This is a genomic window from Nocardioides alpinus (genome assembly GCF_900112035.1).
Classification (GTDB): Bacteria; Actinomycetota; Actinomycetes; order Propionibacteriales; family Nocardioidaceae; genus Nocardioides; species Nocardioides alpinus.
Map to the genome: position 1 here is coordinate 64526 of NZ_FOKC01000008.1, position 22426 is coordinate 86951.

General features: G+C 71.8%; 22 protein-coding genes. 13 read left to right on the forward strand and 9 right to left on the reverse strand.

Annotation, left to right across the window (positions count from 1 at the left end; genetic code table 11):
- Positions 1–68 precede the first annotated feature (68 nt).
- Positions 69–701, forward strand: coding sequence for a TetR/AcrR family transcriptional regulator (locus tag BM127_RS15680; RefSeq protein ID WP_157829533.1), 633 nt, complete (start codon positions 69–71; stop codon positions 699–701).
- On the forward strand, positions 698–2410 hold the full coding sequence (locus BM127_RS15685; RefSeq protein WP_091199952.1) for an FAD-binding dehydrogenase: 1713 nt from the start codon (positions 698–700) through the stop codon (positions 2408–2410). The genes BM127_RS15680 and BM127_RS15685 overlap by 4 nt, the downstream gene beginning before the upstream one ends.
- Position 2411: 1 nt before the next feature.
- On the opposite strand, the gene BM127_RS15690 is transcribed toward BM127_RS15685, so the two are convergent.
- Positions 2412–3113 carry a TetR/AcrR family transcriptional regulator gene (locus tag BM127_RS15690; RefSeq protein ID WP_091199953.1) on the reverse strand — a complete coding sequence of 234 codons (702 nt, stop codon included), beginning with the start codon at positions 3111–3113 and terminating at the stop codon, positions 2412–2414.
- Between the two features lie 132 nt (positions 3114–3245).
- On the opposite strand from BM127_RS15690, the gene BM127_RS15695 reads away from it, so the two are divergent.
- Both BM127_RS15695 and BM127_RS15700 read left to right on the forward strand, forming a co-directional pair.
- Positions 3246–4196, forward strand: coding sequence for an NAD-dependent epimerase/dehydratase family protein (locus BM127_RS15695; RefSeq protein WP_091199954.1), 951 nt, complete (start codon positions 3246–3248; stop codon positions 4194–4196).
- A 65-nt stretch (positions 4197–4261) separates the two neighbouring features.
- Positions 4262–7663, forward strand: a complete 3402-nt coding sequence (locus tag BM127_RS15700) for a pyruvate carboxylase (RefSeq protein ID WP_091199955.1) — start codon at positions 4262–4264, stop codon at positions 7661–7663.
- 23 nt (positions 7664–7686) lie between these two features.
- On the opposite strand, the gene BM127_RS15705 is transcribed toward BM127_RS15700, so the two are convergent.
- The 3 genes from BM127_RS15705 to BM127_RS15715 all read right to left on the reverse strand — a co-directional run bounded on the left by BM127_RS15705 (position 7687) and on the right by BM127_RS15715 (position 10385).
- Entirely contained in the window at positions 7687–8130 is a 444-nt protein-coding gene (locus BM127_RS15705) for a PA2169 family four-helix-bundle protein (RefSeq protein ID WP_091199956.1), read from the reverse strand.
- 99 nt (positions 8131–8229) lie between these two features.
- Complete coding sequence (locus BM127_RS15710) at positions 8230–9162, reverse strand: SGNH/GDSL hydrolase family protein (RefSeq protein ID WP_091199957.1); 933 nt, start codon at positions 9160–9162, stop codon at positions 8230–8232.
- The gene (locus BM127_RS15715) at positions 9159–10385 is read right to left on the reverse strand and encodes a SpoIID/LytB domain-containing protein (protein ID WP_157829534.1); all 1227 of its coding nucleotides are present in this window, start codon (positions 10383–10385) and stop codon (positions 9159–9161) included. The genes BM127_RS15710 and BM127_RS15715 overlap by 4 nt, the downstream gene beginning before the upstream one ends.
- Positions 10386–10493: 108 nt before the next feature.
- Between BM127_RS15715 and BM127_RS15720 the strand changes: the two genes are divergently transcribed.
- From BM127_RS15720 to BM127_RS15730, 3 genes are read left to right on the forward strand one after another with little or no spacing between them, the layout of a single operon-like run.
- Positions 10494–11288, forward strand: coding sequence for a hypothetical protein (locus BM127_RS15720; protein ID WP_091199959.1), 795 nt, complete (start codon positions 10494–10496; stop codon positions 11286–11288).
- A 40-nt stretch (positions 11289–11328) separates the two neighbouring features.
- Complete coding sequence (locus BM127_RS15725; protein WP_139227756.1) at positions 11329–11979, forward strand: hypothetical protein; 651 nt, start codon at positions 11329–11331, stop codon at positions 11977–11979.
- 33 nt (positions 11980–12012) lie between these two features.
- Entirely contained in the window at positions 12013–12933 is a 921-nt protein-coding gene (locus BM127_RS15730) for a DNA-formamidopyrimidine glycosylase family protein (RefSeq protein WP_091199961.1), read from the forward strand.
- Here the strand turns inward: BM127_RS15730 and BM127_RS15735 are convergent.
- Together BM127_RS15735 and lpdA are read right to left on the reverse strand one after the other, a co-directional pair.
- A complete protein-coding gene (locus BM127_RS15735; RefSeq protein ID WP_091199963.1) occupies positions 12869–14248 on the reverse strand; it encodes an NAD(P)H-quinone dehydrogenase in 1380 nt (459 codons plus the stop codon). The genes BM127_RS15730 and BM127_RS15735 overlap by 65 nt on opposite strands.
- A 161-nt stretch (positions 14249–14409) precedes the next feature.
- Positions 14410–15810 (reverse strand): dihydrolipoyl dehydrogenase, encoded by a 1401-nt coding sequence (lpdA, locus tag BM127_RS15740; RefSeq protein WP_091199964.1) that lies wholly within the window; start codon positions 15808–15810, stop codon positions 14410–14412.
- Between the two features lie 66 nt (positions 15811–15876).
- Here lpdA and BM127_RS15745 point away from each other — a divergent pair, with 66 nt between their 5' ends.
- The 5 genes from BM127_RS15745 to BM127_RS15765 are packed head-to-tail and all read left to right on the forward strand — an operon-like array spanning position 15877 to position 19450.
- Positions 15877–16329: a gamma-glutamylcyclotransferase family protein gene (locus BM127_RS15745; RefSeq protein WP_091199966.1), complete on the forward strand. Its 453-nt coding sequence runs from the start codon at positions 15877–15879 to the stop codon at positions 16327–16329.
- A 37-nt stretch (positions 16330–16366) separates the two neighbouring features.
- Positions 16367–17182 (forward strand): purine-nucleoside phosphorylase, encoded by an 816-nt coding sequence (locus BM127_RS15750; RefSeq protein ID WP_091199968.1) that lies wholly within the window; start codon positions 16367–16369, stop codon positions 17180–17182.
- Complete coding sequence (locus BM127_RS15755) at positions 17182–17976, forward strand: NAD-dependent epimerase/dehydratase family protein (RefSeq protein ID WP_091199970.1); 795 nt, start codon at positions 17182–17184, stop codon at positions 17974–17976. Before BM127_RS15750 ends, BM127_RS15755 begins: the two co-directional genes overlap by 1 nt.
- 54 nt (positions 17977–18030) lie before the next feature.
- Complete coding sequence (locus tag BM127_RS15760; protein ID WP_091199972.1) at positions 18031–18405, forward strand: MerR family transcriptional regulator; 375 nt, start codon at positions 18031–18033, stop codon at positions 18403–18405.
- 46 nt (positions 18406–18451) lie between these two features.
- Positions 18452–19450, forward strand: coding sequence for an aldo/keto reductase (locus tag BM127_RS15765; protein WP_091199974.1), 999 nt, complete (start codon positions 18452–18454; stop codon positions 19448–19450).
- A 23-nt stretch (positions 19451–19473) separates the two neighbouring features.
- Here the strand turns inward: BM127_RS15765 and BM127_RS15770 are convergent, their stop codons facing one another.
- A complete protein-coding gene (locus BM127_RS15770) occupies positions 19474–20784 on the reverse strand; it encodes a DUF2252 domain-containing protein (RefSeq protein ID WP_091199976.1) in 1311 nt (436 codons plus the stop codon).
- Between the two features lie 71 nt (positions 20785–20855).
- On the opposite strand from BM127_RS15770, the gene tpx reads away from it, so the two are divergent.
- Positions 20856–21353 carry a thiol peroxidase gene (gene tpx / locus BM127_RS15775; RefSeq protein ID WP_091199977.1) on the forward strand — a complete coding sequence of 166 codons (498 nt, stop codon included), beginning with the start codon at positions 20856–20858 and terminating at the stop codon, positions 21351–21353.
- Between the two features lie 41 nt (positions 21354–21394).
- Here the strand turns inward: tpx and BM127_RS15780 are convergent, their stop codons facing one another.
- Positions 21395–22039 carry an MOSC domain-containing protein gene (locus BM127_RS15780; RefSeq protein ID WP_091199979.1) on the reverse strand — a complete coding sequence of 215 codons (645 nt, stop codon included), beginning with the start codon at positions 22037–22039 and terminating at the stop codon, positions 21395–21397.
- A 9-nt stretch (positions 22040–22048) separates the two neighbouring features.
- Positions 22049–22417, reverse strand: a complete 369-nt coding sequence (locus tag BM127_RS15785) for a VOC family protein (RefSeq protein WP_091199981.1) — start codon at positions 22415–22417, stop codon at positions 22049–22051.
- Positions 22418–22426 lie beyond the last annotated feature (9 nt).

Here is a 22426-nt window from a genome sequence, read left to right on the forward strand (position 1 = left end):
GTGGCTGGACCACCGCCCCAACCGCAAGTTAGATAGCAAGCACTCACTATCTATGTGAGACTGGCTCCGTGATCGAGACCTCCCCCGCACGTCGTACGCAGGCCGAGCGCCGCGAGGGCACCATCGGCGCGCTGCTCGACGCGACGGTGACCTGCCTGACCGAGCGCGGGTACGCCGCCACGTCGACCGCCGCGGTCTGCGCAGCGGCCGGCGTCAGCCAGGGCGCGCTGTTCCGCCACTTCCCCACCCGGCAGGCGCTGCTGGTGGCGACCGCGGAGCACGTCGCGACGCGCAACGTCGAGGCGTTCCGCGCCACTGTCGGCTCTGACGTCGAGACGGTCGACGACGTCGTCGCGGTGCTCAGCCACCTGCGTACGGCCGTGCTCTCCCCCGCCAACCAGACCTGGCGTGAGCTGCTGGTGGCGGCCCGCGCCGACGCCGACCTCCGCGCCGCCCTGCTCCCGGCCCGCGAGTCGCTGCAGGCCCAGCTGCTCGACACGGCGGCCGACCTCTGGGTCGACCGACTGCGTGGCGACGACCTCGGCGCCGTGCTGAGCATCGTCGTCAACATGCTCGACGGCCTCGCCTTCTCCGCACTGGATCCCGATCCCACCGCCGCTCCCGGCCGCACCGTCGAGCGGGCCCTGCGCCTGCTCGCTGAGATGGTCGTCCACCTCTACCCCCAGCAGGAGAACCGATGAGCACCACCGACCTCGACACCGCAGCCGACTTCACCCCCGACGTCATCGTCGTGGGGGCCGGCCTCGCCGGCCTGGTGGCGACCCACGAGCTGGCGCTGGCCGGCAAGAAGGTGCTGGTCCTCGACCAGGAGAACCGCCACAACCTCGGCGGGCAGGCCTGGTGGTCGCTCGGCGGCCTGCTGTTCGTCGACAGCCCGGAGCAGCGGCGGATGGGCATCAAGGACTCCCCCGAGCTGGCGTGGCAGGACTGGCAGGGCTCCGCGCAGTTCGACCGCCTCGGCGACGGCACCGACGGTCACGGCCGCGGCGAGGACTTCTGGCCGCAGCAGTGGGCCAGGGCCTACGTCGACTTCGCGCATCGCGAGAAGCGCGACTACCTCCACGCCCTCGGGCTGAAGTCCCTGCCCTTCGTCGGATGGGCCGAGCGCGGCGACGGTCGCGCGATGGGGCACGGCAACTCGGTGCCGCGCTTCCACCTCACGTGGGGCACCGGTCCCGAGGTCGTGCGGATCTTCGCCGAGCCGGTGGAGCGCGCGGAAGGCGACGGGCTCGTACGCCTCGCCTTCCGCCACCAGGTCGACGAGCTCGTCGTCGAGGACGGCGCGGTCGTCGGCGTCCGCGGCACGGTCCTGGCCGACGACGACTCCGGGCGCGGCGTGAAGTCCGGCCGCGACGCCGCCGGTGCGTTCGAGCACCGCGCGGGCGCGGTCGTCGTCACCTCCGGGGGGATCGGTCACAACCACGAGCTGATGCGGCGCCACTGGCCGACCGAGCGCGTCGGCGCCGCCCCCGACCACATGATCAGCGGCGTCCCGGCCCACGTCGACGGCCGGATGCAGGGGATCTCCGAGGCCGCGGGCGCGACGATGGTCAACAGGGACCGGATGTGGGCCTACGTCGAGGGCATCCACAACTGGGACCCGGTCTGGCCCGACCACGCGATCCGGATCCTGCCCGGGCCGTCGTCGATGTGGTTCGACGCGACCGGCCGCCGGCTCGAGGGCATGTCGGGCGTGCCGGGAGCCGACTCGATCGGCGCCATGAAGCAGATCCTCGCTGCGGGCCACGACTACTCCTGGTTCGTGCTGACCCAGTCGATCATCGAGAAGGAGTTCGCCCTGTCCGGCTCCGAGCAGAACCCCGACATCACCGGCAAGGACCTGAAGTTCCTGGCGAAGACCCGCCTCGCCAAGGGAGCCCCAGGTCCGGTCGAGGCGTTCAAGGAGCACGGCGTCGACTTCGTGGTGGCCGACGAGCTCGGCGACCTCGTGACGGGCATGAACGAGCTGGCCCGCGGCCCGAAGCTCGACGTCGAGGGCCTCGCGCGCGACATCGAGGCGCGCGACCGCGAGATGGACAACGCCTTCACCAAGGACATCCAGGTGATGGCGATCCACAACGCCCGCCGCAGCCGCACCGACAAGCTGGTCCGGGTCGCCAAGCCGCACAAGATCCTCGACCCGGCGCACGGTCCGCTCATCGCCGTACGCCTCAACATCCTCTCCCGCAAGACGCTCGGCGGGCTGGAGACCGACCTCGACGGCCAGTGCGTCGCCGCGGACGGCTCGCGGATCCCCGGCCTGTACGCCGCGGGCGAGGTCGCCGGCTTCGGCGGCGGCGGCGTCCACGGCTACAACGCGCTCGAGGGGACCTTCCTCGGCGGCTGCATCTTCTCGGGACGGGCGGTCGGGCGGGCGCTGGCCCGCTGACTCACAGCCCGACGGTGGCGACGAGCACCCGCAGGTGGTGCTCGAAGAGGTCCTTGGGCTCGGCGAACGCGTCAGCACCGTACTGCCCGAAGACCTCGAAGCTGGTGCACCCGAAGAGGCCGGCCCAGGCGAGCATGCCACGGGCGATGACGACGTCCGGCGCGGTGATGCCCATCTCGCGGCGGATCCTGGCGAGGTCGCGCGACATCCGTCGTGGGCCGACACTCTCGTCAGGGAGGTCGATGGCGCCGGCGACCCAGGCGGCCTCCCAGACCTCGACGAGCCGACCGATCACCCGGGTGCCCGGTCCGGTGGTGCGCTCCGCCGGCGCCTCGTAGCCGGGCACCGGGCTGCCGAAGAGCAGGGCGTACGTCGCCGGCTCGGCGAGCGCCCAGGCGCGGACCGAGCGCCCGATGGCCATCATCCGTGCCGCGTGGTCGGCCGGATCGACCCCTGCCAGGGCCGCGTCCACCGCGTTGCCCAGCTCGTCGTACCCGTCGATGACGAGCAGGGTCAGCAGCTCGTCGCGGCTCTCGACGTAGCGGTAGACCGCGGACGACACGACACCCAGGTCGCGAGCGACGGCCCGTAGCGACAGCGCAGCGGCGCCGTCGGTCGCCAGGTGCTCCCGCCCGATCCGCACGATGTCGCGCATCGTCTGCTCTCGGGCGCGGCTGCGGGGGGTCGAGGCGGTGTCGCTCATGGCTCGATCCTCTCACATGTGCGAGCAGGTATGACGAAAGTGAGCAGTGCTCTTGCTTTTCCCAGGACTGGCGCGCATGCTGGAGAACAGAGAGCACCGCTCTCCTTTCACCACACTCATCCTGGAGATCCCATGAACACCGTCCACGTCGTCACCGGAGCCGGGCCCGTCGGCTCGACCGTCGCCCAGCAGCTCGCCGACAGCGGCCGCCAGGTCCGGCTGCTCACTCGCTCGGGCAGCGGCCCGGAGCACCCCCTCATCGACCGCCGCCGGGTCGACGTCTCGCAGCCCGAGGCGTTGGCCGAGGCCTTCGATGGTGCGATCGCGATCTACCACTGCGTCCACGGGTCGGCCTATGACGCGAAGGTGTGGCGTGCCGAGCTCCCGCAGGCCGAGCGCACGGTGCTCGAGGCTGCAGGTCGCGTCGGGGCGGTCGTCGTCTTCCCGGAGAGCCTCTACTCCTACGGCCCTGTCGACGGGCCGATGACAGAGGAGACCCCCCGCACCGCGACCGTCGGCAAGCTCGGGGTGCGGACGGAGCTGATCGCTCAGCGCGAGGCCTCACCGACGCCGACCGTCAGTGTCGCCGCGTCCGACTTCTACGGACCCCGCGTCCTGACCAGCCACGCGGGAGACCGGCTGGTGCCCCAGGTCCTGGCAGGTCGGACCGTGCGCCCGCTCGGCAGCCTCGACCAGCCGCACTCCTGGACCTACGTGCCGGACCTGGCCGCAGCGATGATCGTCGCGGCCGCCCGCAAGGACCTGTGGAACTCCTTCCTGCACGCACCCACGGCGCCTCCGGTCACCCAGCGCCACCTCGTCGAGGTGGTCGCGAAGGCCGCCGACGTGCCCGCCCCGCGCGTGTCGGCGGTCCCCGGGATCGTGCTCCGCGGCATGGGTCTGGTGCTGCGTGAGATGCGTGGCCTCGTGGAGACCAGCTACCAGTTCGCCCGGCCCTTCGTGCTCGACTCCTCGGCCAGCGAGCAGCGGCTCGGCCTCGCGCCGACTCCCCTGGAGACCGGGATGAAGGAGACCGTCGCCTGGTGGCGCGCGCAGGAGACCGACCAGGAGACGGTGCGCTGAGCCCGGCTGACCGGCGTACGGACGAGTAACCCACGTCACACGCGCCACTCGATAGCGTTCGGCCCATGTTCTCCAAGGTCCTCATCGCCAACCGCGGCGAGATCGCAGTCCGGGCCCTCCGAGCCGCGCGCGAGATCGGCGCGAAGACGGTGGCCGTGTTCCCCCACGAGGACCGCTGGTCCGAGCACCGGATGAAGGCCGAGGAGGCCTACCAGATCGGCGAGCCCGGGCACCCGGTGCGTGCCTACCTCGATCCCGACGCGATCGTCGCGGTCGCCGTGGAGTGCGGCGCCGACGCCGTCTACCCCGGCTACGGCTTCCTGTCGGAGAACCCGGCGCTCGCCGAGGCCTGCGCCGCGGCCGGCATCACGTTCATCGGGCCCAGCGCCGAGGTGCTGACCCTGACCGGCAACAAGGCGCGCGCGATCGCTGCGGCCAAGGCTGCCGGCGTACCGACCCTGGCCTCGGTCGAGCCCTCGACCGACGTCGACGCGCTCCTCGCCGCTGCCGAGGCCCTGCTCGACGAGATCGGCGAGACCCCGCTCTTCGTCAAGGCCGTTGCGGGCGGCGGTGGCCGCGGGATGCGCAAGGTCGACGACCGTGCCGGCCTGCGCGAGGCCATCGAGACCTGCATGCGCGAGGCGGACGGCGCCTTCGGCGACCCGACCGTCTTCATCGAGCAGGCCGTCGTGGACCCGCGTCACATCGAGGTGCAGATCCTCGCCGACGGCACCGGCACCGAGGGCGGCGTGATCCACCTCTACGAGCGCGACTGCTCGGTGCAGCGACGCCACCAGAAGGTCGTCGAGATCGCGCCCGCGCCCCACCTCGACCCCGACATCCGGGCGCGGATGTGCGCCGACGCGGTGCGCTTCGCCCAGGAGATCGGCTACAAGAACGCCGGCACCGTCGAGTTCCTCCTCGACCCGCAGGGCCGCTACGTCTTCATCGAGATGAACCCGCGCATCCAGGTCGAGCACACCGTGACCGAGGAGGTCACCGGGATCGACCTCGTGCAGTCGCAGATGCTCATCGCGGCCGGCGCGACGCTCGCCGACCTCGAGCTCACCCAGGACTCGGTGCAGGTCCGCGGCTTCGCGCTGCAGTGCCGCATCACGACCGAGGACCCCGCCAACGGCTTCCGCCCCGACACCGGCAAGATCACGACCTACCGCTCCCCCGGCGGCCCGGGCGTGCGGCTCGACGGCGGTACGACCTACACCGGCGCGGAGATCAGCCCGCACTTCGACTCGATGCTGGCCAAGCTCACCTGTCGCGGGCGCACCTTCGAGTCGGCCGTGCAGAAGGCCCGCCGCGCCCTCCTCGAGTTCCGGATCCGCGGCGTGTCCACCAATGTCGGCTTCCTCCAGGCCGTGCTCGCCGACCCCGACTTCGCGGCGGGCGGCGTCACCACGTCCTTCATCGAGGACCACCCCCACCTCGTCCGCGCCCGCGTCGGCGGTGACCGGGCGACCCGGCTGCTGGAGTACCTCGCCGACGTCACCGTCAACCAGCCGCACGGCGCGGCCCCGGTGTCGATCTCGCCGTCGAGCAAGCTGCCGGCCCTCGACCGGTCGCAGCCGGTGCCCGACGGCACCCGCCAGCTGCTGCGCGAGGTCGGGCCGGAGGAGTTCGCCCGACGGCTGCGCGCGCAGGACCGGGTCGCCGTCACCGACACCACCTTCCGCGACGCCCACCAGTCGCTGCTCGCGACCCGCGTGCGCACCCGCGACCTCGTCGCGGTCGCCGGGCACGTCTCCCGCACCACGCCCGAGCTGTGGTCCGTCGAGTGCTGGGGCGGGGCGACGTACGACGTGGCGCTGCGCTTCCTGGCCGAGGACCCGTGGGAGCGGCTGGCCGCCCTGCGCGAGGCGATCCCCAACATCGGCCTGCAGATGCTGCTGCGCGGACGCAACACGGTCGGCTACACGCCGTACCCGACCGAGGTCACCGAGGCGTTCGTCCACGAGGCCGCGGAGACCGGGATCGACGTGTTCCGGATATTCGACGCCCTCAACGACGTCTCGCAGATGCGGCCCGCGATCGACGCCGTCCGTGCCACCGGGACGTCAGTGGCCGAGGTGGCGCTGTGCTACACCGGCGACCTGTCCTCGCCGGGCGAGAAGCTCTACACGCTCGACTACTACCTCCGGCTCGCCGAGCAGATCGTCGACGCCGGCGCCCACGTGCTGGCCATCAAGGACATGGCCGGCCTGCTGCGCGCACCGGCGGCCCGCACCCTGGTCACAGCACTGCGCGAGCGCTTCGACCTGCCCGTCCACCTGCACACCCACGACACCCCCGGCGGCCAGCTCGCCACCCTCGTCGCGGCGATCGACGCCGGGGTCGACGCGGTCGACGCCGCCTGCGCGGCGATGGCGGGCACCACCTCGCAGCCGGCGCTCTCCGCGCTCGTCTCGGCGACCGACCACTCGGATCGCGAGACGGGTCTGTCCCTGGCGGCCGTCAACGCGCTCGAGCCCTACTGGGAGGCGACCCGTCGGGTCTACGCGCCCTTCGAGTCGGGCCTGCCCGCACCCACGGGCCGCGTCTACCGCCACGAGATCCCGGGCGGCCAGCTCTCCAACCTGCGCCAGCAGGCGATCGCGCTGGGTCTCGGGGAGAAGTTCGAGCAGGTCGAGGACATGTATGCCGCGGCCAACGACATCCTCGGCAACGTCGTCAAGGTGACCCCGTCGTCCAAGGTCGTCGGCGACCTCGCGCTCGCGCTGGTCGCAGCCGGCGCCGATCCGGCTGCCTTCGAGGCCGACCCCGCGTCGTACGACATCCCCGACTCCGTCATCGGCTTCCTCAACGGTGAGCTCGGCGACCCGCCCGGCGGGTGGCCCGAGCCGTTCCGCGCCAAGGCACTCGCCGGGCGCACGTGGAAGCAGCCGAGCGAGGGCCTGACGCCCGAGCAGCAGGCGGGACTGGCGTCCGACCGGCGCGCGACGCTCAACGAGCTGCTGTTCCCCGGGCCGACGGCAGCCTTCCTCGAGTCGCGCGAGCAGTACGGCGACCTGTCCGTGGTGCCGACCTCGCCCTACCTCTACGGACTCCAGCGCGGCGGCGAGCACCCTGTGCAGCTGCGCGAGGGCAAGACGGTCCTCTACGGGCTCGAGGCGATCAGCGAGCCCGACGAACGCGGCCTGCGCAACGTGATGGCCACCATCGACGGCCAGCTCCGGCCGGTGTCGGTGCGCGACCGCAGCGTCTCCGCCAAGGAGGTGTCGACCGAGAAGGCCGACCCCAAGAGCCCCGGCCAGGTGGCTGCCCCCTACGACGGTGCGGTGACCGTGACCGTGGCCGAGGGCGACACGGTCGAGGCCGGGCAGACGGTCGCGACGATCGAGGCGATGAAGATGGAGGCCTCGATCACCGCGCCCGTCGCCGGCACCGTGAGTCGGCTGGCGGTCCGCACCACCCAGGCCGTCGAGGGCGGCGACCTGGTGCTGGTGATCGGCTGACAGGTGGGGCCAGCGGTCCGGGACTAGCCCGCGACCTGCAGCGCCTTGACCTCGTCGCGGGCCACCACGACCGCGGCACGCTGGCGGGTGACGACCTCGCGGAACCCGGCGCTGAGGTCCATCTCGAGGGCCTTGTCGTACTCGGACACCGCGTGGTCCTCACCGGTGGCCGCGGCCGCGAGCACCGCGCCCGCGTCGTCGCCGGTCAGGGCGTCCTTGAGCGAGAGCCAGCCGCGGTGCACGGCGGCGGCGACCGAACCGCTCTCGTCGACGTCGTCGCCGTACTCGTGGCCGAGCTCGACGATCTCGCGGTGGAACCCGGCGCGCTGCGTCGACAGGCGCCGCAGCGTCTCGGCCCACGCAGGGTGCTCGCTGTCTCGCACCTTGTCCGCGGCCTCGGCAAAACCACGCTCGCCGTCCTTGAGCGTCTCCACGAGCTCCTTGGCGGCCTTCGCGTCGTCCGACATGTGTGTGCTCCTTCGTCAGTGGGTGTCCTGACATGGTCGCCGACCCGGTGTCGCACCGAACCACCCGTCGGGATGACTCCGGCGGGTGGTTGCGGGCCGTCAGCCCTCGTTGAGCACGATCGTGTCGGGGTCCGGCTCGGCGTACTCGGTGACCTCGGGCTCCTCGCCGGTGATCGTCGTGTAGACCTCCGCGGCGACGGCCCGCATCCCGTTGATCTTCGGGTGGAACGGCGCGGCGATGCCGGCGCGGAAACGGGGCCCGTTGACCCACGCCTTCCCCTTGGCACAGACGTCGTGGCCCTCGGAGACGGCCTCCATGTCGACGTACGACGCCCCGGCCGCCGTCGCGCCCCTCTCGAGCGAGGCATTGAGCTGACCGGCGATCTCGGCCACGGGCCCCAGCACGTCGGCCGTGACGCCGACCGCGTCGCAGGTGCCCTCGGTCGGGAGGATGTCGGGATAGCCGACGACGTAGACCGACGCGTCCGGCGCGGCCTTCTGGATGCGGCGCACCGCCTGCTCGATCCGCCCGGCGACCTTGCGGGCATCGGCGGTGAGGTCGGCCACCGGGCAGGGAGCGCCGTCCTGGCACTTGATCAGCGAGTCGTAGATCGCGAAGTCGTTGCCGCCCATGCCGATCGTGACCAGGTCGGTCTCCGCGGTGACGGCGTCCAGCTGGGGGCGGGCGGTGTTGCCGTCGAACATCGTCATCGGTGCGTAGAGGTCCGCCGTCACCGCCGCGGAGCACGAGACGTCGGTGTAGCTGGCGACGTCGAGCCAGTCGGCGAGGAAGGCGGGGTAGTTGTCGAGCGAGCGGGCGCAGCCCTGCGGGTCGGTGCGCATGGTGCCGATGAACGGACCCGCCGAGAACGAGTCGCCCAGGGCGACGTAGTCGATGGTCGAGGTCACCTCGGTGTCGACGGTCAGGTCCGGCAGCGGGCCGTCCGCGTCGGCCGCCCCGCCCGCCTCGCAACCCGTGGCCGCGAGCGCCAGCGCGGCGAGCAGCACCGCCGTCCGTCGAGCACCCGTCACTGGCGGGCCGGACCCAACTGGCGCGGTGCGACGGAGAAGGTGAACCAGTCGGAGTTGAGGCCGAAGTAGGAGCGGACGGTGTCGCCGTCGACGCGCGCGGTCCCGGTGCTGCCGATGAAGGCCATGTCGGTGACCCGGCCGCCCCAGTCGCCGTTGCCGTCGCGTGCGGTGACCTCGATGCTCACGAGGTCGCCGATGGCGGGCCACTGCTTCTCGACCTGGGTGTCGTCGATGGTCGTCGTCCAGGTGGAGTAGCTGGGGTTGGCGAGGCCGTCGTAGGGGTCGGCCTGAGCCACGAGGTAGGGCATGGAGCCGGCCGAGGAGAAGCCGCCGTTGCTCGCGGAGAACTGGGTGAAGGCGGGTCGGCCGTCGTAGTACCGGCCCTGCTTGGCCGTGGCCTTGATCGCCGCGGTCGCGTCGGGGTGCTCGACGTCGACGCCGCCGTAGACCTGGCACTGCGTGGTGTCGCACAGGTCGTAGTGCCCGGCCGACGGGTGCGCACGCTCGAATGCGGCGTAGGTGCGGGCCGCCACCGACTGGGCACTGACCGCGGCCGGCGCCCACAGGGCCGGCACCTCCTGGGGCACGACGCCGCGCAGGTAGGCCTCCATGCTGAGCTTGTTGACCGTCTCCCGCTTGCCCTGGCGCGGCGAGACCGACTGCAGCGTGCCGCGGTAGTCGCGGCGCGCGCCGGGCAGGACCAGGGTCAGGATGCCGTCGAGGGCCGAGAACTCCGCCTCGCCCTTCACCTGCTTCCAGGTCCTCCACCGTCCGCCCTTGGTGTACTGCACCGCGGTGCCGCTGCCGGCGGCGACCAGGCGCCACTTCTTCGCGCCGACCTGCGGCAACCGCCAGGTGCGCTGGCGCGACAGGCTGGCGACCTTGAGGCCACGCTCGGCCGTGACCTGGACGTCACGCCCGGTGTCGGCCGTGATGAGCACGCGGACCTTGCCGCTGATCGTCCCCCACGTCGTGCCGGGGTAGTAGAAGTCGATGATCTGCTGCCACGTCAGGCCCTGCCCGGCCGCCCCCAGGGCGCCGTACTGCGAGAGCCCGTGGCCGTGCCCGAAGCCGTGCCCGGTCAGCGTGATCGCGGTGCTTCCCGGCGTCGCCCACGTCTCGATCTTCCGGCGCTCATCGGCGCTCGAAGCGGCGCTCGCCGGCAGGGCGGGCAGCAGCAGCGCGCTCAACACGAGCGCGAGCAGGATGCGGGAACGGGTCATGGCGTGGCTTCTCCCCCGAGAATCGACGAACAGAACCACCGAGCGTACAGGCGTACGACGAACGCCTGCAGCAGGTCCCTGACACCCGATCGGTGGCATCATGACGGTGTGCTGGGTCGACGGCGCAAGGACAAGCAGCAGCGCGAGCTCGCCGAGCTCGACGCCTTCCGGCACGTGCGCCGCGCAGCCGACGAGGACGTCACCCGCTTCGGCGAGGAGCTGGCCGGCCTGCACCTCGACACGCTCGGGGCCGACCTCGACGAGGCCGTGCGCGCCGACTACCAACGCGCCCTCGACTCCTACGAGGAGGCCAAGGCAGCGCTGGCCCGGTCGGCGACGGCACCGGACGTCACCGGCGTCACGCGGGTCCTGTCCGACGGCCGCTGGTCCCACGCGTGTGTCCTCGCCGCCCAGGCCGGGGAGCCCTGCCCCGAGCGACGAGACCCCTGCTTCTTCGACCCGGCGCACGGCCCGGCCACCCGCGACGTCGAGTGGGCCCCCGTGGGCGGTGTGCCGCGCGCGGTCCCGGTCTGCTTCCGCGACGCCGAGCGACTGGCCCGCGGCGACCAGCCCGAGGTGCGCCTGGTCCGCCTCGGTGACCGGAGGGTCGCCTGGTTCGCGTCCGGTCCGCTCTATGCCGCCTGGGCCGGGGGCTGGTACGCCGAGCTGGTGCGGGAGGGACGCATCGACGCCGAACGGCTGACCATGACGTACGCCGGGACGCTGCCGGGCCAGGGCGGCGTCCAGCTGCCGCTCGCCGCCGGCTGGTCCGATCCCGGCGCCTGGAGCGACGGCGGCATGATCGGCGGTCACGACTACTCCGGCTGGGGCGACGGCGGCGGCGGATTCGGCGACGGCGGCGGGGCCGGCGACGGAGGCGGGGGCGGTGGGGACGGCGGCTGATCCGGTCGCCGTGACCCGCGCGCCGTGCGAGACTCCGAGCATGTTCGGGGGACGCAGACGACGTCGTGAGCGTGAGCTCGCCGCCAAGGACCGGTGGCGCACGGCCCGCAAGCTGATGGACGAGGACGTCACCGTCCTCGGTGAGCAGGTCTCCGGCCTCCACCTCGACACCCGGGCCGACGACCCCGACGAGGTCGCCCACGACCACTACCGCCGGGCGCTGGACAGCTACGACCAGGCCACGCAGCTGCTGGCAGCGAGCGAGACCGCCGAGGACGTGGTCGTGGTGGAGCAGGTGGTCGCCGATGCGCGCTACCACTGCGCCGCCGTCCTCGCGGTCCAGGCCGGCGAACCACTGCCCGAGCGGCGCGAGCCCTGCTTCTTCAACCCCCAGCACGGTCCGTCGATGCGGGACGTGGAGTGGGCGCCGCCCGGTGGGACCCCACGGAGCATCGGTGTCTGCGCCGCGGACGCGCGCAAGCTGTCGGCCGGGGACGAGCCGCTCGTGCGGATGGTGCGGGTCGGGGACCGCTGGGTCCCCTGGCACCAGGCGGGCAGCATCACCGGCGCGATCGACGCCGGAGCCCAGCTGGCGAGGTCGAGCAGCCACGGCGTGCACGGCCAGCAGAACCTCGCCCAGGCCTATCTCAACCAGACCACCAACGGCATGGACGGGTTCCACCGCCGCTGAGCACCTGTCGGTGTCGCCTGTGACACTGGACGGATGCCCGAGGGAGACAGCGTCTGGAAGCTCGCCCGGCGGCTGGACCGCCAGCTCACCGGCCACACGATCGAGCGCTCCGACTTCCGCACGCCCCGCCTGGCGACGCGGGACGTCTCCGGCCGCACGGTCCTCGGCCACCACACCCACGGCAAGCACCTGCTGACCCGCCTCTCGGCGATCGGCACCTCCCCGGCCGCGACGCTGCACAGCCACCTCCGGATGGACGGCTCGTGGTCGACCCTGGCGCCCGGCAAGCACCTCCCGGCCAGGCTCCAGCCGCACGTCCGACTCGTCCTCGCGCTCGACGACGCACGCACGGTGCAGGGCATCCGGCTCCACGACCTCGACCTCGTGCCGACCGACCGGGAGGCGGACCTCGTCGGGCACCTCGGTCCCGACCCGCTGCGGGAGGACTGGGACGCGGCCGAGGCCGTACGCCGTCTCGCGCGCGAGCCGCAGCAGCCGCTGGTCAGCGCTCTGCTCGACCAGCGCGCGATGGCCGGGCTCGGCAACCTCTGGGCCAACGAGCTCGCCTTCCTCACCGGAGTGAGCCCCTGGACTCCGGTCGGCGAGGTGGACCTGGGCCGGCTGGTCGAGCGGGCCGCCACGATGCTTCGGCACTCGGCGACCGTCGAGGGCGCCTACCAGGTCACCACGGGGTCCTCGGCCCGCGGCGACGACCACTGGGTGACCGGTCGTCAGCGCCGCGGGTGCCGCCGCTGCGGTGGACCGATCAGCGTCACCGCGGAGGTGCCGGGCGATGCCGCCAACCGCCGTACGTGGTGGTGCCCCGCGTGCCAGCCGGGCCCCGGGCCCGATGCCCGGGTCGGGGTCAGGCCAGATGTCGGGTCAGGTGTCAGACCCGGTGCAACCGGCGCGCGGCCTCGGCGATCGACCCGCTCATCGAGGGGTAGACGGTGAAGGCGTGGGCCAGCTGGTCGGCGGTGAGCGACTCCGCCACGGCGATCGAGACGGGGTGGATCAGCTCGGAGGCGCGCGGCCCGACGACCACTCCCCCGACGACGATGCCCGTGCCGGGGCGGCAGAAGAGCTTCACGAAGCCGTCGCGCACGCCCTGCATCTTGGCCCGGGCGTTGCCGGCCAGCGGCAGGGTGACGACCTCGGCCTGGATCTCGCCGGCGTCGACGGCCTGCTGCGACCAACCGACCGTGGCGATCTCCGGTGAGGTGAAGACGTTGGAGGAGACCTTCTTGAGGTCCAGCGGGGCGACCGCGTCACCGAGGAAGTGCCACATCGCGATCCGGCCCTGCATCGCCGCGACCGAGGCGAGCATCAGCACCCCGGTGCAGTCGCCGGCGGCGTAGATGCCGCGCGCCGAGGTGCGCGAGACCCGGTCGACGGTGATGAAGCCGCCGTCGTCGACCGCGACACCGGCGTCCTCGAGGCCGAGGTCCGCGGTGTTGGGGACGGAGCCGAGCGCCAGGATGCAGTGGCTTCCCGTGACCGTGCGCCCGTCGGTCAGCGTCACCGTGACGGTGTCGCCGTCCCTGGTCACCGACTGCATGCGGGACTGGCCGAGGACGTTCATCCCGCGACGGGTCAGCACGTCCTCGAGGACCGCGGAGGCGTCGGCGTCCTCGCCCGGCAGCACCCGGTCACGGCTGCTGACCAGGGTCACGTCGATGCCCAACGCGAGGTAGGCGCTGGCGAACTCCGCGCCGGTGACACCGGAGCCGACCACGATGAGCTTGTCCGGCACCTCGGTGAGGTCGTAGACCTGCTCCCAGGTGAGGATCCGCTCGCCGTCCGGCTGCGCGGAGGGCAGGGTCCGCGGCGCGGCACCGGTCGCGACGATGATCGCGTCGGCCTGCAGCGTCTCCTCGCCCACCTCGACGGTGAGGTCCGGCCCGAGGCGGCCACGACCGGTCACGACGCGTACGCCGTCGCGGTCGAGACGGGCCGCGATGTCGGTCGACTGGTCGGCCGCGAGCTGCTTGACCCGCGCGTTGACCCGCGCCAGGTCGACGGAGATCGCCGTCGCCGCGTCGCCATGGTGGTCGTGGAAGTTGACCCCGAGCTCCTGCGCCGTCGACATCTCGGTCATCAGCTCGGAGGTGGCGATGAGCGTCTTGCTCGGCACGCAGTCGGTCAGCACCGCCGAGCCGCCCACGCCGTCGGTGTCGACGATCGTGACCTCGGCGCCGAGCTGGGCCGCGACGTGCGCCGCCTCGTAGCCGCCGGGGCCGCCGCCGATGATGACGATGTGGTCAGTCACTCGGTCTTCCTCTCATCGCTTTCGGTCTGGTCCTCGCGCTCGGTCTCGCCGGTCGAGTGGGTCTCGATATGCCGCGTCGCGGCTTCGTTCCTCAGCCGCGGCGGCTACTCGACCTGGCCGAGCCACACCGGACGCTCGTTCCTCGCGCCCGGCTGCTCGTCTCAGAAGTTGATCATGTGGCCGGCGATGCCGTGGACGGCCTCCTTGACGGCCTCACCCAGGGTCGGGTGCGCGAAGACGTTGCGGGCCACCTCGTCGGCGGTGAGGTCCCACTGCTGGGCCATCGTCAGCACCGGCAGCAGCTCGGTGACGTTGGGGCCGATCATGTGCGCGCCGATGATCTCGTTGTGCTCGGCGTCGGCGACGACCTTGACGAAGCCGATCGGCTCGCCGAGCCCCATCGCCTTGCCGTTGGCGCTGAACGGGAACGACGCGGTCTTGACGTCGTACCCCTTCTCCTTGGCCTGGGCCTCGCTGTAGCCGAACGACGCGATCTGCGGGTTGCAGTAGGTCGCGCGCGGGACGAAGTCGAAGGCGACCGGCATGGTCTCGGCGCCGTTGATCGTCTCGGCGGCGACGATGCCCATCGCCTCGGCGACGTGGGCGAGCATCATCTTCCCGGTGCAGTCGCCGATGGCGTAGACGTTCTCGACGTTGGTGCGGCCGAAGTCGTCGATCTCGATGGCGCCGCGCTCGGAGACGCTGACGCCGGTGTTCTCGAGGCCGTAGCCCTGGGTGCGCGGGGCGAAGCCGAAGGCGGCGAGGAACCTGTCGGCCTCGAGGACCTGCTCGTCGCCGCCCGCTGCGGGGGCGACGGTGACCTTGACGCCGGAGCCGGTGTCCTCGACGTTCTTGACCGCGGTCGAGGTCAGCACCTTCACGCCGAGCTTCTTGTAGTGCTTGGCGAGCTCCTTGGAGATGTCGGCGTCCTCGGTCGGCACCATCCGGTCGAGGAACTCCACGATCGTCACGTCGACGCCGAAGTTGGCCATGACGTAGGCGAACTCGACGCCGATCGCGCCGGAGCCGCCGATGATGATCGACCCGGGGAGCTGGTCGTCGAGGATCTGCTCCTCGTAGGTGACGACGTTGTCGCTGAGCTCGACCCCCGGCACCAGCCGCACGGTCGCGCCGGCGGCGATGATGAGGTTGTCGAACGTGTAGCCCGTGGTCTCGCCGTCCTTGGCGACATCGATCCCGGTCGGACCGGTGAGCGTGCCCCACCCGTCGATCTCGGTGATCTTGTTCTTCTTCATCAGGAAGTGGACGCCCTTGACGATGCCGGCGCTGACGTCACGGCTGCGCTTGTGCGTCGGGCCGAAGGACATCGTGGCGTCGCCCTCGATGCCGAACTTGGCCTTCTCGTGCTGGAGCGTGTGCGCCAGCTCGGCGTTCTTGAGCAGCGCCTTGGAGGGGATGCAGCCGACGTTGAGGCAGACACCTCCCCAGTACTTCTCCTCCACCACGGCCACCTTCTGGCCGAGCTGGGCTGCGCGGATCGCGGCGACGTAGCCACCGGGGCCGGCGCCGAGGACGAGGGTGTCGAAATGGGTGTCGGTCACGGGGTCAGCCTAGTTGTCCACGTCGCGCTGGGACACCCGAGGTCCGGGCTGGGTAGCCTGTGGCCCGTGACGCTCTACGCCGCCTACGGGACGAACCTCGATCCCGCCCGCATGAGCGAGCGCTGCCCCCACTCGATCCTCGAGTCGACCGGGTGGCTGACCGGCTGGCGACTGACCTTCGGCGGCGAGGAGCACGGCTGGGACGGAGCCCTCTCGACCATCGTCCAGGACCCCTTCGAGCAGGTCTTCGTGGCCGTCTACGACGTCACCGACGAGGACGAGAAGGCCCTCGACGGCTGGGAGTCGGCCGACACCGGCCTCTACCGCAAGACCAAGGTCCGGGTGCAGACCATGACGGGCCCCCTGGTGGTGTGGGCCTACGTCCTCGATGCCTACGAGGGCGGCCTGCCGTCCGCCTCCTACCTCGGCGTGCTGGCCAACGCGGCGGACGCCGCAGGGGCGCCTGAGGACTACGTCGCCGCACTGCGCCGCCGCGACTGCCGCTCGACCGGCCTCTGATTCCGGACGGCCTGCGGCTGGCCCTAGAGTTCGGCCCATGAGCGACCAGACGCCGTACGAAGCCGCCACTGCCGCCGCCGCGAAGCTCGCCGAGCTGACCGGCATCGAGCACCACGACGTCGCCCTCGTGCTCGGCTCCGGCTGGCTGCCCGCGGTCGACGCGCTCGGCGAGGCGACCGCCGAGATCGACACCACCGACCTCCCCGGCTTCCACGCCGCCGGCGTGGTGGGCCACAGCGGCAAGATCCGCTCCATCCGCTGCACCGACTCCGAGGGGGCCGACCGCAACCTCCTCGTCTTCCTCTCGCGCACCCACTTCTACGAGGGCAAGGGTGTCGCCGCGGTCGTGCACCCCATCCGTACGGCGGCAGCAGCCGGCTGCTCGGCGATCGTGCTCACCAACGGGTGCGGCGGACTCAAGGAGGGGTGGCAGCCCGGCCAGCCGGTGCTGATCTCCGACCACATCAACCTGACTGCGACCAGCCCCATCGTCGGCGCCAACTTCGTCGACCTCACCGACCTCTACAGCCCGCGCCTGCGCGCGATGTGCCAGGAGATCGACCCGAGCCTCGACGAGGGCGTCTACGTCCAGTTCCCCGGGCCCCACTACGAGACGCCCGCCGAGGTCCGCATGGCCGGCGTCCTGGGCGGCCACCTGGTCGGCATGAGCACCACGCTCGAGGCCATCGCCGCCCGCGAGGCCGGCATGGAGATCCTCGGCATCAGCCTGGTCACCAACCTCGCCGCCGGCCTGAGCGGCGAGCCGCTCGACCACGCGGAGGTCCTCGAGGCGGGCAAGGCGGCGGCCAGCCGGATGGGCGGCCTGCTCAGCCAGGTCGTGACCAAGATCTGATGCGCGTCCTCGTCTCGGGCGCCGCGGGCAGCCTCGGTCGGGTCATCACGGTCGGGCTGGTCGAGCGCGGCCACGACGTGGTCGGCCTCGACCTGGTGCCGGCACCGGAGGGCACCACGTTCCCCTGGCACGAGGCCGACTGCGCGGACGCCGATGCCGTCGCCGCGGTCTTCGCCGAGGAGCGGCTGGACGCAGTCGTCCACCTCGCCGGCGCACCGGAGGAGCTGTCCCTGCCCGACGAGCTCACCTCGCACGTGGTCACCACGGCGGCCCTCCTCGACGCGATGCTCACCCACCGTGTGCAGCGGATCGTCTACGCAGGCTCCAACCACGCCGTCGGCCGCACCCCGCGCGCCGACGGCGAGCTCACCGAGCACGCCCTCCCCCGACCCGACACCTACTACGGCGTGGCCAAGGTGACCGCCGAGGCGCTGATGCAGCTCTTCGTCGACCGCCACGGCATCGACGCGGTCTGCTGCCGGATCGGGTCGTTCCTGGAGGCGCCGACCAGCGTGCGCGCGCTGTCCACGTGGTTGTCCCACGACGACGGTGTCCGCATGGTCGAGGCGGCGCTGACCACTCCCGCGCCCGGCTACGCCGTGCTCTACGGCATCAGCGCCAACACCCGCGCCTGGTGGGACCTCGAGCCGGGCCGGCGCCTGGGCTACGAGCCGCAGGACGATGCCGAGGCCTTCGCCGCCGGCATCGAGAGCGGTCCCGACGACGAGGCCGAGGCCGAGTTCGTCGGCGGGCCCTTCGCGCTCGCGCAGTTCCACCGCCCCGCGCTGGGCTGAGCGGGCACACACCCCCCTTGACTTGGAGCGCACTCCAAGTCGCAGACTGGGGAGGTGACGAGCCTGAGCATCGCCGAGGCGGCCGAGCAGACCGGCCTCACGGCCCACACCCTGCGCTACTACGAGCGCGACGGGCTGCTGCTCCACTCGGTCGAGCGCGCCTCGTCTGGCCACCGGCGCTACACCGCGGACGACCTCCGATGGATCGAGATGGTGACCCGCCTCCGGTCCACCGGCATGCCCATCCGCGACGTGCGCCGCTATGCCGCCCTGGTGCGCGCGGGCGCCGGCAACGAGGCCGAGCGGTTGGCGCTGCTGCTCGCGCACCGCGAGGTCGTCGAGCGCCAGCTCTCCGAGGTCGGCTCGCACCTGCGCGCGATCGACTACAAGATCGCGCTCTACGAGAACAAGGTGTCGCCGGAAGGGTGACGCGGCCCTTGACTTGGAGCGCACTCCAAGGAGCAGGCTGGAGAGCATGAGCATCCACCAGCGACAGATCGGCTCCCTGACCGTCTCCTCCCTCGGCCTCGGCTGCATGGGGATGTCGGAGTTCTACGGCACTCCCGACGAGCAGGGCGGCACCGACACCATCCACCGGGCACTGGACCTCGGCGTGACGTTCCTCGACACCGCCGACATGTACGGCCCGTTCACCAACGAGCGGCTCGTCGGCAAGGCGATCGCCGGGCGACGCGACGAGGTCCAGCTCGCCACCAAGTTCGGCAACGAGCGCCTCCCCGACGGCACCATGGTCGGCATCAACGGCAGCCCCGACTACGTCCGCGCCGCCTGCGACGCCTCACTGCAGCGGCTAGGCGTCGACCACATCGACCTCTACTACCAGCACCGCGTCGACCAGAGCGTGCCGATCGAGGAGACCGTCGGGGCCATGGCCGAGCTCGTCGAGGCCGGCAAGGTCCGGCACCTCGGCCTCTCCGAGGCCTCGGCCACCACCATCCGCAAGGCCCACGCGGTGCACCCGATCACCGCCCTCCAGACGGAGTACTCGCTCTTCACCCGCGACCTCGAGGACGAGATCCTCCCCGTCCTGCGCGAGCTCGGCATCGGCCTGGTCCCCTACTCGCCGCTCGGCCGCGGCCTGCTGACCGGCGCGATCTCCGCCGAGAGCGGCGCCGACGGGGAGCAGGACCGGCGCCGGTCGGAGTACTTCCCCCGCTTCCAGGGCGAGGCGCTCGACGCCAACCTCGCTCTCGTCGAGAAGGTGCGCGCGATCGCGGCCACCAAGGGCTGCACGCCCGGCCAGCTCGCGCTGGCCTGGGTGCTCGCGCAGGGTGACTCCACGTTGGGGGTGGCGCCGATCCCCGGCACCAAGCGGGTGCGCTACCTCGAGGAGAACGTCGGCGCCGCCGACGTCGAGCTCACCAGCGCCGACCTGACCGCGCTGGAGCAGGCCGTGCCGCGCGACGCGGTGGTCGGCGACCGCTACGGCCACATGGGCAGCATCGACGCCTGAGCGTGGTTCACGACCCGCGGGGGTCAGGTGGCGGCGATCCCGACCTGGCCCTCGCGGAAGGCGTCGACGAACAGGGCGTGGTCCTGGCGGACACGCGCCGCGTAGGCGATGCCCCAGTCGCACAGCCACGTGACGTAGTCGTTGCGGCGGCCCTTCAGCGACGCGGCGATCGCCTCCTCGACCTGGAAGTCCACGAGGTCCTGCTGGCTGTCCTCGTCGGACGCGCAGTGGATCTTGGCGGTGGCCCGGCCGAGGAGCTCGACGACGGCACGCATGTCGGCCGGCTCGTTGATCTCGCCCCAGTCGAGGTCGACCTCGTAGGGCGAGACCTCCGAGACGACGTAGCCGACGCCGCCGATGCTGGTGTGGCCCAGCAGCGGGTCGGTGTGGACCTGCAGCGCACGCTGGCTGACGGCCGTGCGGTGGCCCTCGTGCTCGAAGTAGGCATCGACGTCGGCGCTGTCGACGAAGCGGCTCAGTGCCGGGATGTTGGCCTGCTTCATGCTCAGCACCACGTCGTTGTCGAGCGCCTGGCTGTAGCCCTCGACGAGCACGTTGTACGCCGGCAGCCCGGCGCTGCCGATGCCGAAGCCCGACTTGCCGACGACGTCGCGCAGCTCGTAGAAGAGCTCGCGGTCGAAGCGCTTGGACTGCGGGATCGTGTCGAGGTAGGCGCGGAACGCGGCCACCACCTCGGTCCGCTCGTGGGGGGACAGTCGCCGTGTGCTGCCGTCCTCGGCGAACTTCCGGATGCCCTTCTGCATCACGGTCATCTGGTCGAGCAGGTCGGCGCGACGCATCGCGCGCGCCTCCTCGAGGGCGATCAGCACCGGGCCGTCGGCGCGGTCGAGCCGGATCTCGAAGTCGTCGTCGGAGTCGGAGGCGACGTAGTGGTTGACCTGGGCCAGGTAGGCGCGGGCGTAACGGGCGATGAGCTTGCGGATGGCGTCCTCGGGGAGCGCCTTCTGCCACGCCACCAGTGCGAGGCTGGCGGCGAAGCGCTGGAGGTCCCACGTGAAGCGGCCGACGTACGCCTCGTCGAAGTCGTTGATGTCGAAGACCAGCCGACCGTCGGAGTTGAGGTAGGTCCCGAAGTTCTCGACGTGCAGGTCGCCGTGGATCCAGATCCGCTCGGCACCGTGGCGCGACCAGTCGTCGGTCTCCGACGTGACGTCGTTGTAGAACAGGCAGGCGGTGCCGCGGTAGAAGGCGTGCGGGTCGCGGGCCATCTTGCGGTACTTCGCCCGGAACGCTGCCGGTTCGGCGCGCATCAGCGGCGCGAACGCGTCCCGCAGGACGTCGACGATCACGGTGGTCCGGTCCTTGGCAGCCATGCGGGCACTCTAGGCGGCCGCACCTCGGACGGGCGCGAAGGCGATCGGGGGTGGGTGGATAGGTTGGGGCCATGGCAACCACACAGCTCGGAGACAACACCGTCAACACCGTGGGCGAGCTCCCCGCGGTCGGCTCGCAGGCACCCGGATGGGACCTGGTGGGACTGAAGTTCCAGCCGGTCACCGACGCCGACCTCGCGGGCAAGCGGGTCGTCCTGAACATCTTCCCCAGCATCGACACCGGCGTCTGCCAGGCGAGCGTGCGCAAGTTCAACGAGCTCGCCGCGGGCCTGGACAACACCACCGTCGTCAACGTGTCCGTGGACCTCCCGCTGGCACAGGCGCGCTTCTGCGGCGCCGAGGGCATCGAGGCCGTCGAGGTCGGCTCGGCCTTCCGCTCCTCCTTCGGCGAGGACTACGGCGTCGCGATGGCCGACGGCGGCTGGAAGGGCATGCTCGCCCGCGCGGTCGTCGTGCTCGACACCGACCACACGGTCCTGCACACGCAGCTCACCGACGCGATCGGCGTCGAGCCCGACTACGACGCAGCGGTGGCCGCACTCTCCTGATCCTTCGTCACTGACGGACCTCGCGCCAGGACCTCATCACGTCACTGGCGCGAGGCCAACCAGTCGTGCTCGACCTGCGGCAGGACCCTCGCGTCGAGGAACACGCTGCCCAGCTCCTTGTCGCCCATCGCGGCCCGGAAGAACATCGGGACCGTGAGACCGTGCCCGGGACGGTGCACGACCTCGATCGGGTCGCCCGTCGCCAGGGCTCCGGGCTCGCGGACCGCGAGGTAGGCCCCGGTGCGGCCGCGCTCGGTGAACCGCTTCACCCACCGCGGCTCGGCCATGTGCTTGGCGAAGGTCGCGCACGGCACCCGCGGTCCGCAGACCTCGAGCAGCGTGGCTCCGACGCGCCACTGCTCGCCCACCTCGGCGGCGTCGACGTCGAGACCGCTCGTGGTGAGGTTCTCGCCGAACATCCCGTCGGCCAGGTCGCGGTCGAGCTGCTCGGCCCACCAGTCGATCTCCTCGCGCGCCACGGCGTACACGGCTTGGGTCTCCCCGCCGTGGTGCTTGCGACTGCCGATCTCGTCACCGACCACGCCGCTTCCGAGGCCACCCTTCTTGGGGCCCGGGTCGCGGACCTCGATCCGGTCGACCGGGTGCTTGCGGATGGCGCTGGGGCGCTTCATCCCGGGGACGGCCGCCAGGGCGCCGGCGTTGACGGAGCGGAGGGTGGCGGGCATGGGGCAACGCTAGTCGCCGTTGTGGCAGACCGCCTCGACGTTGTTGCCCTCGGTGTCCCGGACGAAGGCGCCGTAGTAGCCGGGGTGGTACTCCGGCCAGAGCCGCGGCTCGTGGAGCGACTCGGCTCCCGCGGCGAGCGCCTCGGCGTGCCAGGCCCGCACCGTCGCGGCGTCGGGCGCGCTGAAGGCGACGTGCACCTCACGGTTGGGGCCGACGCCCTCGAAGGTGCTGATCCAGAAGTCGGGACCCTCGGTGCCGTAGCCGATGGCGACGCCGACATCCATGACGCGGCGGTGGCCGAGCACGCCGAGGACCCGGTCGTAGAAGGCGGCCGCGCGGGCCAGGTCGGTGCAGTTGATGCCCAGGTGATCGATCATGGTCAGATC